Genomic DNA, 12,886 nt, shown 5'->3' with positions numbered 1-12,886 from the left:
AGCGTCAGCAGCGCGGCGCACAGTTGCGCGGCGCGCAGGGGCATGGGACGGTCGGTCAGGCGATCGTCGCCTCGGCCGCCGGGTCGGGAAGGACGTGCGTCTTGTCGACGCCCGCGGCAGCGAGGGCCGAGCGCGCGATGGCGGGCCGCCCTCATCGGCCACCGCGGCCTGATCTAGGTGCTGCCGAGATCCCGGTCGTCGCTCCGGGGCTCGAAGCCGCTGAGCCCTGGTCGGCTTCCTTACTCGGCCGGCGCCTTCTTGCGGCCCCGCGATTTGGCGGCCGGCGCGGGCGGCGCCTCGGGTGCGGCCGCGGGCCCGCCGCGGGACTTGCGGCGCTGCTGTCCGAGGCCGAGGGCGCGGGCCAGTTCCGATCGCTGCGCCGAATAGCTCGCCGCGGTCATCGGATAGTCCCGCGGCAAACCCCACTTCTCGCGGTAGGCCTCGGGCGTCAGGCCGCGCAGCGTCAGGTGCCGCCGGAGCGTCTTGTACGGCTTCCCGTCCTCGAAGCTGACAATATGATCAGTCGTGACCGACTTCCGGATCTGCGACGGACTTAGTTTCTCCACCGCCGAGTTCGCGGCACGACCTTGAGTTGTCAACCCGTTCAGCGCCGCGTGGATACCGCCGATCAATCCGGGAAGTTCCGATACGGGAACGGAATTGTTCGACACGTAAGCGGCGACGATATCGACCGCGAGCCCGATCGCCGGGCCGTGCTCGCTGCCTGCGTTCTCACTCACGTCAAACCTCAGGAGTTACAGTTGTTCGGGTCGACCAATCCCTCTCGGATGCGATCGAAGTCTGACCGTCTCTAGCATAGTATACGCAAAATCTCAAACGTATTCGCGATGGACAGGTGAGATTGAATCGTCGCGGCTGAATCCTGCCGCCGTACGGCCGTTGACGGGGCATTAACCACGTCGCCGCTAGGGTTCGTTAACCATGCCGACAACCAGTTCTGGGGCGGCGTGACCTGTGATCTCCGCGCTCTGGTGCCGGGGACTTTGGCGGAGACCGGGATCAGGTGCGGACGGCGGCTGACCGGCGGGAACGGCAGAGGATGCGGCTCGCCGCCGCGGCGCTCGGCGTCGCGCTGGCGGCGCCCGCGGCAGCCCAGCGGTTCGATGCGACCAGCCCCGTCACCGGCCAGCCCGACAATCCCGGCATCGGCCAGGACACGGCCCCGAACGGCCTGCCGACACTCAAGCGCAGCATCCCGGACGGCCTGAGCCGCGATCAGACCCGCGGCGCGCTCGGCGGCGACGCGACCGGCGGCGAGCAGACCGGCGGTGACAGCCTCCGGTCGCCGCTCTCGCCCCCCGCGCAGACGCAGATCCCCGGTCAGACCGGCGTGTCCCAGCTCAGCACCCGCGTCACCTCGGGGGGACGGCGCACCGGCGGATCCTCGACGGCGCCGGCCAACCTCGCGCCGTCGACTCTCCTGCGCACGCGGGCCGCGCCGCCGCGGCGGATCGGCTCCGCGACGCGGCGGGTGACCCAGGACGTGACGCAGACCCCGCCTCCGGCGCTGCGGTTGACACCGATCGTCCAGCAGGCGGTGGTCGGCGTCCCGAACCCGCAGGTCGTGTCGCCGATCCGGCCGATCCTCCCGTTCCAGTCCATCGCGCCGGCCCTCGGTCTCCTGACCCCGGGTTTCATCCTCGGCACCGACCTGGCGCGCGCGATCCCCACCGACCCGGCCTACGCGCCGATCGGCTATCAGGTCGGGACCTTCACGGTGCTCCCGACCTTCGCGCAGAGCGTCGGCTACGATTCGAATCCGGACCAGACCACCCGCCAGATCGCCAAGGGCTCGGTCGCGCTGCGCACCGACGCGACCGTCGACTTCCGGAGCAACTGGTCCTCCAGCTCGCTCCAGGGTTCGCTCCGAGGGTCGTACCTGGAGACGCCGCAGAACGAGGCCGCGAGCCGCCCCGCGGCCGACGGCGTGGTCCGTCTGCGCATCGATGCCAACCGGGACCTGCGCATCGACGCGGAGGGACGGTTCCTGGTGGACACGCAGCGCACCTCGAGCGCCAACCTCCAGGCTGCCACCGCCACGACCCGACCGCTTCTGGCCGTCTACGGCGGCTCGCTCGGGGCGACGGAGACGTTCAACCGCCTGTCGGTCACCCTGCGCGGGTCCGTCGATCGCTCCGAGTTCGACAACGCGCGCCTGGCGGACGGGACGATCGTCAACCAGTCCGACCGCAACCTGAACCAGTACAGTCTGCAGCTGCGCACGGCCTACGAGATCAATCCGGATTTCAGCCCGTTCATCGACCTGCTCGGCGACACGCGCGTCTACGACCAGCGCTTCGACGCGACAGGCGTCCGGCGCGATTCGGACGGCATCGCCGTCGCGTTCGGGACGAGCATCGGCCTCGCGCGCTCGTTGACCGGCGAGATCTCGGCCGGCATCCAGCATCGGACCTACGTCGATCCGAGCCTGCGCGACATCAACGCCCCGCTGCTCAACGCGGCGCTGGTCTGGGCGGCGAGCCCGCTCACCACTGTGCGGTTCACGGCGGCGACCGGCGTCACCGAGACGACGATCCCGGGCTCCAGCGGCGTCCTCACCGAGGTCGCGACGCTGGAAGTGCAGCACGACCTGCTGCGAAACCTCTCGATCGTCCTGGGCGGATCGTATCTCCGGAACGACTACCAGAGCAGCAGCATCCGCGAGAACGGCTTCTCGGCGACCGCGCGGCTCGACTACCATTTCACGCGCTGGCTGACCCTGCGCGGCACTTACATCTATCAGAAGTTCGACAGCACGGTCGCCGGGTCCAGCTTCCGGGAGAACACCTTCCTGCTCGGCCTGCGCGTGAACCCCTGAGGCGGCGTCAGAACCGCTCCGTCCAGGGACGCAGTTCCACCTCGGAAGTCCAGGCGCTCCGGTCCTGGCGCAACAGGTCGAGATAGGCCCGGGCGACGGCGTCGGGATCGAGGTGACTGTCGGGAGCCTCCGGCGGCTCGCCGCCGCGGGCCGGATTGCGGATCGCGCCGTCGACCACGATGTGGGCGACGTGAATGCCCTGGGGCTGCAATTCCCGGGCGAGGCTCTGGCCGAGTCCCCGGAGGGCGAACTTCCCCATCGCGAACGGGGCCGACCCGGCGAAGCCCTTCACGCTCGCCGAGGCGCCGGTGAGCAGGATCGCGCCGTGACGGTGCGGCAGCATGCGGCGCGCGGCGGCCTGTGCCACGAGGAAACCGCCATACGCCGACACCATCAGGGCCTGGGCGACCGCGTCCGGGTCGAGGTCGGTGACCGGGCCGCGCAGGCGACCGCTGGCGTTGTAGACGACGACATCCGGGGGACCGCCGAGCGCGGGTTCGAGGCGGGCGAACAGGGCCTCGACCTCCGCGGGCCGGCTGGCGTCGCAGGCATGCACCGCCGCGCCCGTCTCGGCCGCCAGCGCGGCGAGCTTGTCGACGTTCCGGGCGGCGAGTCCGATCGTCAGGCCGTCGGCCGCGAGCAGGCGCGCGAGCGACGCGCTGAGTCCGAAGCCCGCCCCGACGATCAGGGCTCTGGAATAGGTCGGGATCATCGTGCCCTCCTCTGCTGGCCCGCTGCGGGCCGATAGGAACCTGTCCGCCCGCCCGACGTCGCGTCAGTCCCGGCGCTGCGCGAAGAACGCCCGGAGCAGGGCCGCCGCTTCGCGCTCACGGAAGCCGCCGTAGACCTCCGGGGCGTGGTGACAGGTCGGCTGATCGAAGACGCGCGGCCCGTGCTCGACCCCGCCTCCCTTCGGATCGGCCGCCCCGTAGTAGAGCCGCCGGATCCGCGCGAAGGAGATCGCGCCGGCACACATCGGGCACGGCTCCAGGGTGACGTAGAGATCGCAGCCGACGAGGCGCTCGGTGCCGAGCGCGGCGCAGGCCGCGCGGATCGCCAGGATCTCCGCGTGCGCCGTCGGGTCGTGCAGTTCGCGCGGCCGATTGTGGGCGACCGCCAGGATGACCCCGTCCCGGACCACCGCGGCGCCGACCGGGACCTCCCCGGCAGCGGCGGCGGCGCGGGCGGCCGCGAAAGCGTGATCGAGCGCGGTCAGGCTTCCGGACGGTTCCGCCCGGGCCGGATGGATCGGATCGGCAGCCAAGCTGTTCTCATCCCACTGACGCGACGGGCGCGGGGCGGCGGGCTCGCTTGATCCAAGTCAATGTTAAGGCCTGGAACATTCCGCCGACCGTGACCGTTTCAGGAACCAGTGCGGCGCCGCCGCAGATCGAGCAAGAGGACAATGCCATGAGCAGCACCACCGACAAGATCAAGGGTGTCGCCAACGAGGCCGTCGGCAAGGCAAAGCAGGGCATCGGCGACGCGACCGGCAACGACAAGCTCAAGGCCGAGGGCGCCGCCCAGGAGCTCAAGGGCAAGGCCCAGGGCACCGTCGGCGACGCCAAGAGCGCGGTGAAGTCCGCCACCGACAAGCTCTGATCGTCGAGCGCGACCGGAACGGAACCCGCCGCGCGCGGGTTCCAGAACTGAACCGACCCGAATAACACGAGGATGCCATGATCGGTTGGGCTGTCACGTTTCTCGTCGTCGCTCTCGTGGCGGCGCTCCTCGGTTTCGGCGGCATCGCCGGCACGGCGATGGAGGCGGCCAAGATCGTCTTCTTCGTGGCGATCGCGCTGTTCCTGATCTCCGCCGTGTTCGGCGTGATGCGCGGGCGCTCGCCCAGGCTCTGACGTCGCCGGGTCTTCGACCCGCCATCCAGTCTTCGAGGCGGTCCCGTCGGGCCGCCTCTCTGCGTTGCGGCGACCCGCCCCAGTGCACAACCCGTCTCGCCTGTCGGAACCGGCTCTGATAAGCGGCAGGCATGAGCGACTTGCCGAACGACGATAAGCCGGAGGGGACCGCCCGTTCGGCCCCAGAGCCAGCGCGCACTGAGGGCTGGGCGCCGCCGACCGATGCCGGCCGCGCCGAGACCGAGGGCGACGGGCCCGCCAAGCCCGCCGCGAAGAAGGCTGCCCGAAAGGCCAAGCCGCAGCCCCCTCAGCAGTCGGACCCTGCGCCGGAGCCCGAACCCGCATCGTCATCTGACGCCGAAGGCCTGATCGAGACGCCGCCCGGCGAGCGCATCGCGAAGGCGATGGCGCGGGCCGGCATCGCCTCGCGGCGCGACGCCGAGACGATGATCCTGGCCGGGCGCGTGAGCGTCAACGGCGAGACGCTGACATCCCCCGCCCGCAACGTCACCGAGAACGACCGGATCCTGATCGACGGCGAGCCGATGCCGTCGCGGGAGCGCAGCCGCCTGTGGATCTTCCACAAGCCGCGGGGCGTGGTGACGACGGCCCGGGATCCGGAGGGCCGGCAGACGGTGTTCGACGTGCTCCCGGAGGATCTGCCCCGGGTGGTGGCGGTCGGACGGCTCGACATCAACACCGAGGGGCTGCTGCTCCTCACCAATGACGGCGGTCTCGCCAAGGTGATCGCCCATCCCGACACCGGCTGGCTCCGCCGCTACCGGGTCCGCGCGCACGGCGACACCGATCAGGCCCAGCTCGACAGGCTGGCCAAGGGCGTCACCATCGACGGGATGGAGTACGGTCCGGTCGAGGCGACCCTGGACCGCGTGCAGGGCGACAATGTCTGGCTGACGCTCGGCCTTCGCGAGGGCAAGAACCGCGAGGTCAAGCGCATCCTCGAGCATCTCGGGCTGTCGGTGAACCGGCTCATCCGGCTCTCCTTCGGGCCGTTCCAGCTCGGCGACTTGGAGGTCGGCCTGGTCGAGGAGGTGCGGACCCGCGTCCTCAAGGATCAGCTCGGCAAGAGCCTCGCCGAGCAGGCCGGCGTGGATTTCGACAGCCCGGTCCGCGACCCGATCGCGCCGTTCGGCGGCGGCCGCCCGGCGGATCGGGACGCCCAGTCCGCGCAGCCGGCGCCGTCCCGGCGCAATGCCGCGCGTCCCGCGCCGGCGCCGCGCGTCTCGACCGGAGGCACCGGTCCCGGACCGCGCAACTCCACGTGGCGCGATGAGGACTCGGCGAAGCCCCGGGGCACGCGCGTTCCCCGGCGCGGTGCGGATCCCCGGAGCGCGCAGGCGGCCGCGGCGGAACGCGGCCGCGAGCGCGTCGGCTCGATCCGCGCCGGCGAGCGACGGGTCGTCGTCGAGCGCCTGTCCGCCACGCCCGTGGAGGCCGCACCCGTCGCCGCCCCGAAGCGCCGCTTCGCCGACCGCGGAGCGCCGGACCGGCAGGAACGCCCCCCCGGTCCGCGCAACGAGCGCCGCGGCGACGAGCGCCCGCGCCGCGAGAGCGCGCGGAGCGACGCGCCGCGGGACGAGCGACGCTTCGACGAGCGCGGCGGCAGGCCCGGGGGGCGGCGCGAACGACCGCTCGACGCCGGGCCGGCCGATGGGGCCTCGCGGAAGCCGGGCGGATTCCGTGGCCCGAAGCCCGCCGCCGGTGGAGGCAAGCCCGCGTTCGGCGGCGCGAAGACGGGAGGGGCGCGTCCCGGCGGAAGTCGTCCCGGTGGCAAGCCCGGCGGTTTCGCCGGCAAGGGGGGCGGTCAGGGCGCGCGCGGCGGATCCGGCGGCGGCGGTTCGGGTCCGGGCGGCCGTCCGGGTGCGCCGCGTGGCGGCGCCCGACCCGGCGGCGGCAAGCCCGGCGGCGGCCGGCCGCCGCGCGGGACGCGATGAGGATCGTCGGCGGCGCGTGGCGGGGCCGCGGGCTCGCCACGCCCCGCACCGACGCCATACGGCCGACATCGGACCGGCTCCGCGAATCGTTGTTCAACGTGCTCGCCCACGCCTACGACGACGCCGTGGCCGGTGCCCGGGTCCTCGACCTGTTCGCCGGTACGGGTGCCCTCGGCTTCGAGGCGCTGTCGCGGGGCGCTGCCTACGCACTCCTCGTCGACGAGGGCGCCGAGGCGCGCGCGGTCATCCGCGAGAATATCGAGGCTCTCGGTGCGGAAGGCGTGACCCGCCTGTTCCGGCGGGACGCGACCCGCCTCGGCCCGGCTTCCACGGCGGGCACCTTCTCACTGGTCTTCTGCGATCCGCCCTACGGCCGTGATCTCGCGCCGCGCGCCTTGAGAAGCGCCGCCGAGGGCGCCTGGCTCGCGCCGGGGGCTCTCGTCGTCGTCGAGGAGGTCGAGGCCGCGCGGCTCGTCTGGCCGGCCGGCTTCGCGGAACTGGAGCGGCGCGTCTACGGGGACACGGCCGTGGCGATCGCCCGATTCGGCGCCTGAACCGCTCCTAGTCCCGAGGGCTCGGAGCCGGATCCGAAGCGCCGACCTGGGGCCCGAAGTGGATCGCCAGCCAGACGGTGGGTGAGTCGGTCCACTCGACGCGGTGCCGACGGTGGGGCGCGATCAGCACGGCGTCGCCCGCGACGAGGCGGCGGGCCTCAGCCTCGTCGGCGAACCGCAGGTCGGCCGCGCCCGTCAGGACGGCGACCCATTCGGCGTGCGGCTGGTCGTAGTAGAAGCCCGGCGGGCTCGCCTGACCGGTCGAGACGATGCGCTCCACCCGCAGGCCCGGATCGGAGGCCAGGACCGACACGATCTCGTCGTCCGCCTGGAGCGGCAGATCGGCGAGCAGATGGATCACGCGCGTCGGGAGTGAATCCATGATCCCGCCTGCTGGGCTCGCGCGGCGCCGCATCGGCGCCAAGCGAAGCCGGATGTCACGCGTTGCGCGACGCGCCGCTCGCCTGCGACGCCGCTTCGTCCGCCGACCGGGTATGGCCGATCCGCGCCGCGGACTTCACGAGCGAGAGCACGTCGCGGCGCATCTGATCGTCGGCGATCTGATTGTAGGCCCGGAGCAGTTCGACGGCACCGGCAACGCGCAGCAGCGCGGGCCCGCTATCGGCCGCCGCCTCGGGCTCGGGCTCGAAGAAGCTCGAGACCGGAACGCCGAGCCGCTCGGCGATCGCCTGCAGGCGGCCAGCCCCGACACGGTTCTTGCCGGTCTCGTATTTCTGGACCTGCTGGAAGCTGACGCCCAGCGCGCTGGCCAGCGCGGACTGGCTCAGTCCGTTAGCCGCCCGAAGGAACGCGATGCGGCTGCCGACCCCGTGATCGATGGCTGTGGTCTGCTTCGGCTTGGGGGTTGGGTTCGCCATAGTTGGTAGTCCGGATGTTCTTACTGTTGGCAGGCTTGCTCGCCCGGATCCGGGGCGCCAATCACAACCGACAGGTGCAACATTGCGCGGCCAAGATCCAGACCTGACATCTGTTAGTGCCACAGGTCAGCCGCGCGTGCAACGAATGGTTACGCTTTCGAAATCTTGGGTCCAGAAGACCGCAATCCGGGCCATCCAATGCCCGCCACGAGAACAACTCAGATACCGCGCTGGATCAAATATAAGTGAGCGGGATCAGCTAAAGATTCACTTTTGAAAACTGTCGGGCGCTATTGGGTTGCCTGCACCGCGTTGGCGCCGCGGCGCCGATCCCACCGAAGGCTGTATGGCGGGAAATGGTCAGCTCGTGGCGCGCCGCCGCACGACGACGGCGGAATCACGTCGCTGGGCCGAGCCAATCGGTGACGATTCGCAACTGGTCGTCGTCGAGCAGCGCCGGCGCGTGGCCGCAGTCGGGGATCTCGACGCGCCGCGTCGGCGGGCCCCGCTTGGTCATCTCGTCGGCCGTCGAGGCGAGCAGCAGTTCCGAGCGCTCACCGCGCAGGAGCAGGATTGGACAAGTTATCGCGTCCCAGTCGCGCCACATGCTCACGCTGTAGACCCGGCCCGGACGAAACGCGTCGCCGATGCCGGGATCGTAGTGGGGTCGCCAGCCGCCGTTCGGCTCCTGGAAGAAGCTGTGCTTGGCGATGTGGCGCCACTGCTCGTCGGTGAGCGGCCCGAACGCACCCAGGACCGTGCGCAGGCGCGACTCGCCCGAGGCGAGGTTGTGGTGGAGCCGGGGTGCGTCGCGCAGGCGCGATCCGATCTCGCGGATCGGCGCCCAGGGCAGGAACGGGCCGATATCGTTGATCACCATCCGGCGGATCGGGGAGCGGGCGGCGGCGGCCAGGACCATGCCGGTCAGGCCGCCGAGGGAGGTGCCGACCCAGTCGATCTTCCCGGGAACCCGGAGATGGGCGATGAGCGCGGCCATGTCGGCGGCGTATTGCGGCAGGCCGTAGAGTTCCGGGTCCTTCAACCAGCCGCTCAGGCCGCGCCCGGGCAGGTCCGGGCAGATCACCCGGTAGCCGGACTTCGCCAGCCGATAGCCGAGGGCGTCGAAGTCGCGGCCCTGGCGGCTGAGGCCGTGGACGCAGACGACGACGTGCGGGCTGGCCGGGTCGCCCCACTCCACGTAGGCGATGCGGTGGAAGTCGTGGGGTGCGTAGGCCTGGAAATGGCCGGTCCGGAACGGCACGTCGGCGCGGCTCAGGTCGTCGAGCCGCGGCGTCGTCTCGGGCCCGGGATCCGGTGCCGCAGTTCTGGCGGTCACGGGGTCTCCGTGCGCGCGGCGGCCTCGCGGGCGAGACGGCCGGTCGTCTGGTGGAGGTCGACCATCTGGTCGGTCAGCCTGCGGGCCTGCTCCTGCAGGAACGCGATGTTCAGCGCCGCGATCTCGCGGGCATCGGCCGCCTTGGCGACGCGGTCCGCGAAGTCCAGGCTCGCGCGGACATTGGTATCGGAGGCCACGAGCATCCGGTGGCCGATCTCGCGCATCGCCGCCATGGCGTGGACGGCGTTGTCCTCGAAGGCGTTGTAGAGCCGGGCGCCGGCGGCGTCCCACTGCTCGCGCATCCGGCGGGCACCGGCCACGTTGCTGTCGGTGAGCTGGTGCGCGGTCTCGCGGCTCGATCCCATCACCGTGCGCCAGCCCTCGAAGCTCTGGGCCATCGATGCCTCGAAGGCGTTCAGCGCCATCTCGCCCGCCTCGGCGAAGCGCTCGTACGCCTCGCGCGCCCGGGCGACGCCGCTCTCGGCCACGGCGCGGCCGGTCTCCCCGGAGATCGTCGGCAGGTTGTCGTTCCCCACAATGGTCTCCCCGGATGGGCCGGTCGCGCGCGGCCCCGACGGCGCGTGGCCGGTATACGGGCATCCGCCAGCGCCGTTCCCCCGTCAACCGGGCCCTGTAACAGAATTCGCGCGCGGCCCACATTGTCCCGGCGAGCGCGATTGACAGGCGGGGCGGCCGCGAAATCATCGGCGCGCGGAGCGCACGCCACGCCCGCCGCCCGTTCAGAAGGCTGCACGATGACGGAGACCCGTCCGACCCGAGCCGCGGTCCGCGAGGACGGCGCCCATCCGTTAGAGGTCGGCCTCGCCCGGCGGCCGGCCAACTACGTGCCCCTGACCCCCGTGAGCCTGCTGGCGCGGGCCGCCGCCGCCGCGGGCGCGCGGACCGCCGTGATCGACGGCGACCGGCGCGTCACCTACGCGGACCTCTACGCGCGCTGCCGGCGCCTAGCCGCGGGTCTGGCCGCCCGGGGGATCGGGCCGCTCGACACCGTGGCGATCCTGGCGCCGAACGTCCCGGAGATGATCGAGGCGCATTTCGCCGTGCCGATGCTCGGCGCGGTGCTGAACCCGCTCAACACCCGCCTCGACGCGGCGACGATCGCGTTCTCGCTGCGGCACGGGGGCGCCCGGGCGCTCCTGGTCGAGGCCGAGTACGCCGCTCTGGCCGCGCGGGCGCTCGCGGATCTCGCCGAGCCGATCCTCGTCGTGGCGATCGGCGATTCCGGGATCGACGGGGCCCTGCCGTACGAGGATCTGCTGGCCGGGGGCGATCCGGACTACGCCTGGGCCGGCCCTGAGGACGAGTGGCAGTCGCTCTGCCTGCTCTACACGTCGGGGACGACCGGCGATCCCAAGGGCGCCGTCTACAGCCACCGCGGCGGCTATCTCCAGGCGCTCGGCAACGCGGTCACGTTCGGCCTGACCGGCGAGAGCGTGTACCTCTGGACGCTGCCGATGTTCCACTGCAGCGGCTGGTCCTATCCCTGGGCGAGCGTCGCGGCCTGCGCCACGCAGGTCTGCCTTCGCAAGGTCGAGCCGGCGGCGATCTTCCGGCTGATCGCCGCGCACGGGGTGACGCATCTGTGCGGGGCGCCGATCGTCCTCTCGATGATCGCGCACGCCCCGGCCCGGGAGCGGGTGCCGTTCCCGCAGCGGGTGCGCTGCGCGGTCGGCGGCGCAGCGCCGTCCTCGACGATCATCCGCACCATGGAGGAGCTGGGCTTCCAGGTGACGCATCTCTACGGCGCCACCGAGAGCTACGGACCCGCGACGGTCTGCCTGGCGCAGCCGGACTGGACCGACCTCCCCGACGCGGAGCGCTACGCCCGCATGGCCCGTCAGGGCGTGCCCCTGGCGACGCTCGAGGCGGTGAGCGTCGCTGACACCGCGACCGACGCGCCGGTGCCGCGCGACGGCACGACGGTCGGCGAGATCCGCCTGCGCGGCAACACGGTGATGAAGGGCTACCTCGGCAACCCGGGGGCGACGGAGGAAGCCCTCGCGGGCGGCTGGTACCGGACCGGCGACCTCGCGGTCTGGCATCCCGACGGGTCGGTGGAGATCAAGGACCGGGCGAAGGACATCATCATCTCGGGCGGCGAGAACATCTCCAGCCTGGAGGTGGAGGAGGTGCTGATGCGCCATCCCGCGGTGATGCTGGCGGCCGTCGTGGCGCGTCCGGATCCGACCTGGGGCGAGAGCCCCTGCGCGTTCTTGGAGGTGAAGCCCGGCGCGACGGTGCCGAGTGATCTGGACATGATCGCGTTCTGTCGCGCGCACATGGCGCGATTCAAGGTTCCGAAGACGGTGGTGTTCGGGCCGCTGCCGAAGACCTCGACGGGCAAGATCCAGAAATTCGTTCTGCGCGAGCAGGCGCGGGACCTCTGACCCGCGCTCGCCCCGCGGACGGGCTCGTTCGGGGCGATCGCCGGGGCCGTTCCCGATCGCGTCGAGTCGGGGGTCATCGCCGAGCCCGCGCGGCACGAGGCGCGGGTCCCCTCTCCCGCACGGGAGAGGCGGCGAGGTAGCGCCTCTACAGGCCGGAGACGAGGTGGCCGCCGTCGACCGCCAGGACGCTGCCGGTCATGTAGGCGCCGGCCTCCGAGGCCAGCAGCAGGAGCGGGCCGTCGAGTTCGGCAGCCTCGCCCAGCCGGCGCTGCGGGATGCGCTTGATCAGCGCCCGGCCGGCATCGGACTCGAAGAAGGCGTCGTTCAGCTCCGTCTTGATGTAACCGGGCGCCAGGGCGTTCACCCGGATCCCGTAGCGGGCCCACTCGAGCGCGAGGCTCTTGGTGAGCTGGACGACCGCGGCCTTCGAGGTGGCGTAGGGCGCGAGCCCGCCGGTGACCCGCAGCCCGAGAATCGACGCGATGTTGACGATGCTGCCGCCGGTGCCGTGCCGGACCATCCGCCGGCCGGTGGCCTGGGCGACCTGCCACACGCCCTTGAGATTCGTGTCGAGCACCGCGTCCCAGTCGGCTGCCGCGAGGTCGAGGGCCGGCTTCGTCGCCGTCACGCCGGCATTGTTCACCAGCACCGCCACGGGTCCGAACCGCGCCTCGGCAGCGTCGAGCGCCCGCTCGACGCTCGCGGCATCGGTGACGTCCATGACGACGGCGTGGGCCTCCCCGCCCGCGGACGCGACGCGGGCGACGGTCTCGGCGAGGGCGTCGGCCCGGCGGGCGCCCAGCGACAGGCGCGCGCCGGCGCGGGCCAGGGTCCCGGCGAAGTAACGGCCGAGGCCGCTGGAGGCCCCGGTGACGAGGACGTGGCGGCCGGCGAGGTCGAACGGGTTCGCCATCTCAGCGGGCCGCGGCGACGGCGGCGGCGGCGCTCGGCAGGGCGACCCGGAACGCGCCGGTGATGACGGGATCGGTCATGGATCTGGGCCTCCCCTGCACGCGCCGCCGGTCTTCAGGCCGCGGCGCCAGACCCCGTTGTGGACCGG

The 12,886-nt window shown here is 72.0% G+C and carries 14 protein-coding genes; 6 read left to right on the top strand and 8 right to left on the bottom strand.

The features are described 5' to 3' along the window. Positions 1-239 precede the first annotated feature (239 nt). Positions 240-740 carry a MucR family transcriptional regulator gene (locus tag LOK46_RS00370; protein WP_273561961.1) on the bottom strand — a complete coding sequence of 167 codons (501 nt, stop codon included), beginning with the start codon at positions 738-740 and terminating at the stop codon, positions 240-242. A 320-nt stretch (positions 741-1,060) separates the two neighbouring features. Between LOK46_RS00370 and LOK46_RS00365 the strand changes: the two genes are divergently transcribed. Continuing rightward, on the top strand, positions 1,061-2,839 hold the full coding sequence (locus tag LOK46_RS00365) for an outer membrane beta-barrel protein (protein ID WP_273561960.1): 1,779 nt from the start codon (positions 1,061-1,063) through the stop codon (positions 2,837-2,839). Positions 2,840-2,846: 7 nt separating this feature from the next. Here the strand turns inward: LOK46_RS00365 and LOK46_RS00360 are convergent, their stop codons facing one another. Further along, positions 2,847-3,551 carry an SDR family oxidoreductase gene (locus tag LOK46_RS00360; protein WP_273561959.1) on the bottom strand — a complete coding sequence of 235 codons (705 nt, stop codon included), beginning with the start codon at positions 3,549-3,551 and terminating at the stop codon, positions 2,847-2,849. 63 nt (positions 3,552-3,614) lie between these two features. Continuing rightward, positions 3,615-4,103 carry a nucleoside deaminase gene (locus LOK46_RS00355; RefSeq protein WP_273561958.1) on the bottom strand — a complete coding sequence of 163 codons (489 nt, stop codon included), beginning with the start codon at positions 4,101-4,103 and terminating at the stop codon, positions 3,615-3,617. Positions 4,104-4,249: 146 nt separating this feature from the next. Here LOK46_RS00355 and LOK46_RS00350 point away from each other — a divergent pair, with 146 nt between their 5' ends. From LOK46_RS00350 to rsmD, 4 genes are all read left to right on the top strand, one after another. Beyond that, complete coding sequence (locus LOK46_RS00350; RefSeq protein ID WP_273561957.1) at positions 4,250-4,441, top strand: CsbD family protein; 192 nt, start codon at positions 4,250-4,252, stop codon at positions 4,439-4,441. A 77-nt stretch (positions 4,442-4,518) separates the two neighbouring features. Then, the gene (locus tag LOK46_RS00345) at positions 4,519-4,695 is read left to right on the top strand and encodes a DUF1328 domain-containing protein (RefSeq protein WP_012317097.1); all 177 of its coding nucleotides are present in this window, start codon (positions 4,519-4,521) and stop codon (positions 4,693-4,695) included. A 131-nt stretch (positions 4,696-4,826) separates the two neighbouring features. Further along, positions 4,827-6,650, top strand: a complete 1,824-nt coding sequence (locus tag LOK46_RS00340; RefSeq protein ID WP_273561956.1) for a pseudouridine synthase — start codon at positions 4,827-4,829, stop codon at positions 6,648-6,650. Then, complete coding sequence (gene rsmD / locus LOK46_RS00335) at positions 6,647-7,204, top strand: 16S rRNA (guanine(966)-N(2))-methyltransferase RsmD (protein ID WP_273561955.1); 558 nt, start codon at positions 6,647-6,649, stop codon at positions 7,202-7,204. Before LOK46_RS00340 ends, rsmD begins: the two co-directional genes overlap by 4 nt. 7 nt (positions 7,205-7,211) lie before the next feature. On the opposite strand, the gene LOK46_RS00330 is transcribed toward rsmD, so the two are convergent. The 4 genes from LOK46_RS00330 to LOK46_RS00315 all read right to left on the bottom strand — a co-directional run bounded on the left by LOK46_RS00330 (position 7,212) and on the right by LOK46_RS00315 (position 9,954). Further along, positions 7,212-7,586, bottom strand: coding sequence for a cupin domain-containing protein (locus LOK46_RS00330; protein ID WP_273561954.1), 375 nt, complete (start codon positions 7,584-7,586; stop codon positions 7,212-7,214). A 55-nt stretch (positions 7,587-7,641) separates the two neighbouring features. Further along, positions 7,642-8,082, bottom strand: a complete 441-nt coding sequence (locus tag LOK46_RS00325; protein ID WP_273561953.1) for a helix-turn-helix domain-containing protein — start codon at positions 8,080-8,082, stop codon at positions 7,642-7,644. 397 nt (positions 8,083-8,479) lie between these two features. Beyond that, on the bottom strand, positions 8,480-9,418 hold the full coding sequence (locus tag LOK46_RS00320; protein WP_273561952.1) for an alpha/beta fold hydrolase: 939 nt from the start codon (positions 9,416-9,418) through the stop codon (positions 8,480-8,482). Next, positions 9,415-9,954, bottom strand: a complete 540-nt coding sequence (locus LOK46_RS00315; RefSeq protein WP_273561951.1) for a phasin family protein — start codon at positions 9,952-9,954, stop codon at positions 9,415-9,417. Before LOK46_RS00315 ends, LOK46_RS00320 begins: the two co-directional genes overlap by 4 nt. Positions 9,955-10,173: 219 nt before the next feature. Here LOK46_RS00315 and LOK46_RS00310 point away from each other — a divergent pair, with 219 nt between their 5' ends. After that, complete coding sequence (locus LOK46_RS00310) at positions 10,174-11,826, top strand: AMP-binding protein (protein WP_273561950.1); 1,653 nt, start codon at positions 10,174-10,176, stop codon at positions 11,824-11,826. Positions 11,827-11,971: 145 nt separating this feature from the next. On the opposite strand, the gene LOK46_RS00305 is transcribed toward LOK46_RS00310, so the two are convergent. Next, a complete protein-coding gene (locus tag LOK46_RS00305) occupies positions 11,972-12,739 on the bottom strand; it encodes an SDR family NAD(P)-dependent oxidoreductase (RefSeq protein WP_273561949.1) in 768 nt (255 codons plus the stop codon). Positions 12,740-12,886: the final 147 nt, after the last annotated feature.

Source organism: Methylobacterium sp. NMS14P (assembly GCF_028583545.1).
Taxonomy (GTDB): Bacteria; Pseudomonadota; Alphaproteobacteria; order Rhizobiales; family Beijerinckiaceae; genus Methylobacterium.
The sequence above is the reverse complement of the archived record's forward strand: the minus strand, read 5'-3'. Positions and strand labels throughout refer to the sequence as shown.

Excerpts from the sequence above, each read along its gene's own strand:
- LOK46_RS00365 (WP_273561960.1), top strand. The coding sequence starts at position 1,061 with ATGCGGCTCGCCGCCGCGGCGCTCGGCGTCGCGCTGGCGGCGCCCGCG.
- LOK46_RS00360 (WP_273561959.1), bottom strand. The coding sequence starts at position 3,551 with ATGATCCCGACCTATTCCAGAGCCCTGATCGTCGGGGCGGGCTTCGGA.
- LOK46_RS00350 (WP_273561957.1), top strand. The coding sequence starts at position 4,250 with ATGAGCAGCACCACCGACAAGATCAAGGGTGTCGCCAACGAGGCCGTC.
- LOK46_RS00345 (WP_012317097.1), top strand. The coding sequence starts at position 4,519 with ATGATCGGTTGGGCTGTCACGTTTCTCGTCGTCGCTCTCGTGGCGGCG.
- LOK46_RS00340 (WP_273561956.1), top strand. The coding sequence starts at position 4,827 with ATGAGCGACTTGCCGAACGACGATAAGCCGGAGGGGACCGCCCGTTCG.
- rsmD (WP_273561955.1), top strand. The coding sequence starts at position 6,647 with ATGAGGATCGTCGGCGGCGCGTGGCGGGGCCGCGGGCTCGCCACGCCC.
- LOK46_RS00330 (WP_273561954.1), bottom strand. The coding sequence starts at position 7,586 with ATGGATTCACTCCCGACGCGCGTGATCCATCTGCTCGCCGATCTGCCG.
- LOK46_RS00325 (WP_273561953.1), bottom strand. The coding sequence starts at position 8,082 with ATGGCGAACCCAACCCCCAAGCCGAAGCAGACCACAGCCATCGATCAC.
- LOK46_RS00310 (WP_273561950.1), top strand. The coding sequence starts at position 10,174 with ATGACGGAGACCCGTCCGACCCGAGCCGCGGTCCGCGAGGACGGCGCC.
- LOK46_RS00305 (WP_273561949.1), bottom strand. The coding sequence starts at position 12,739 with ATGGCGAACCCGTTCGACCTCGCCGGCCGCCACGTCCTCGTCACCGGG.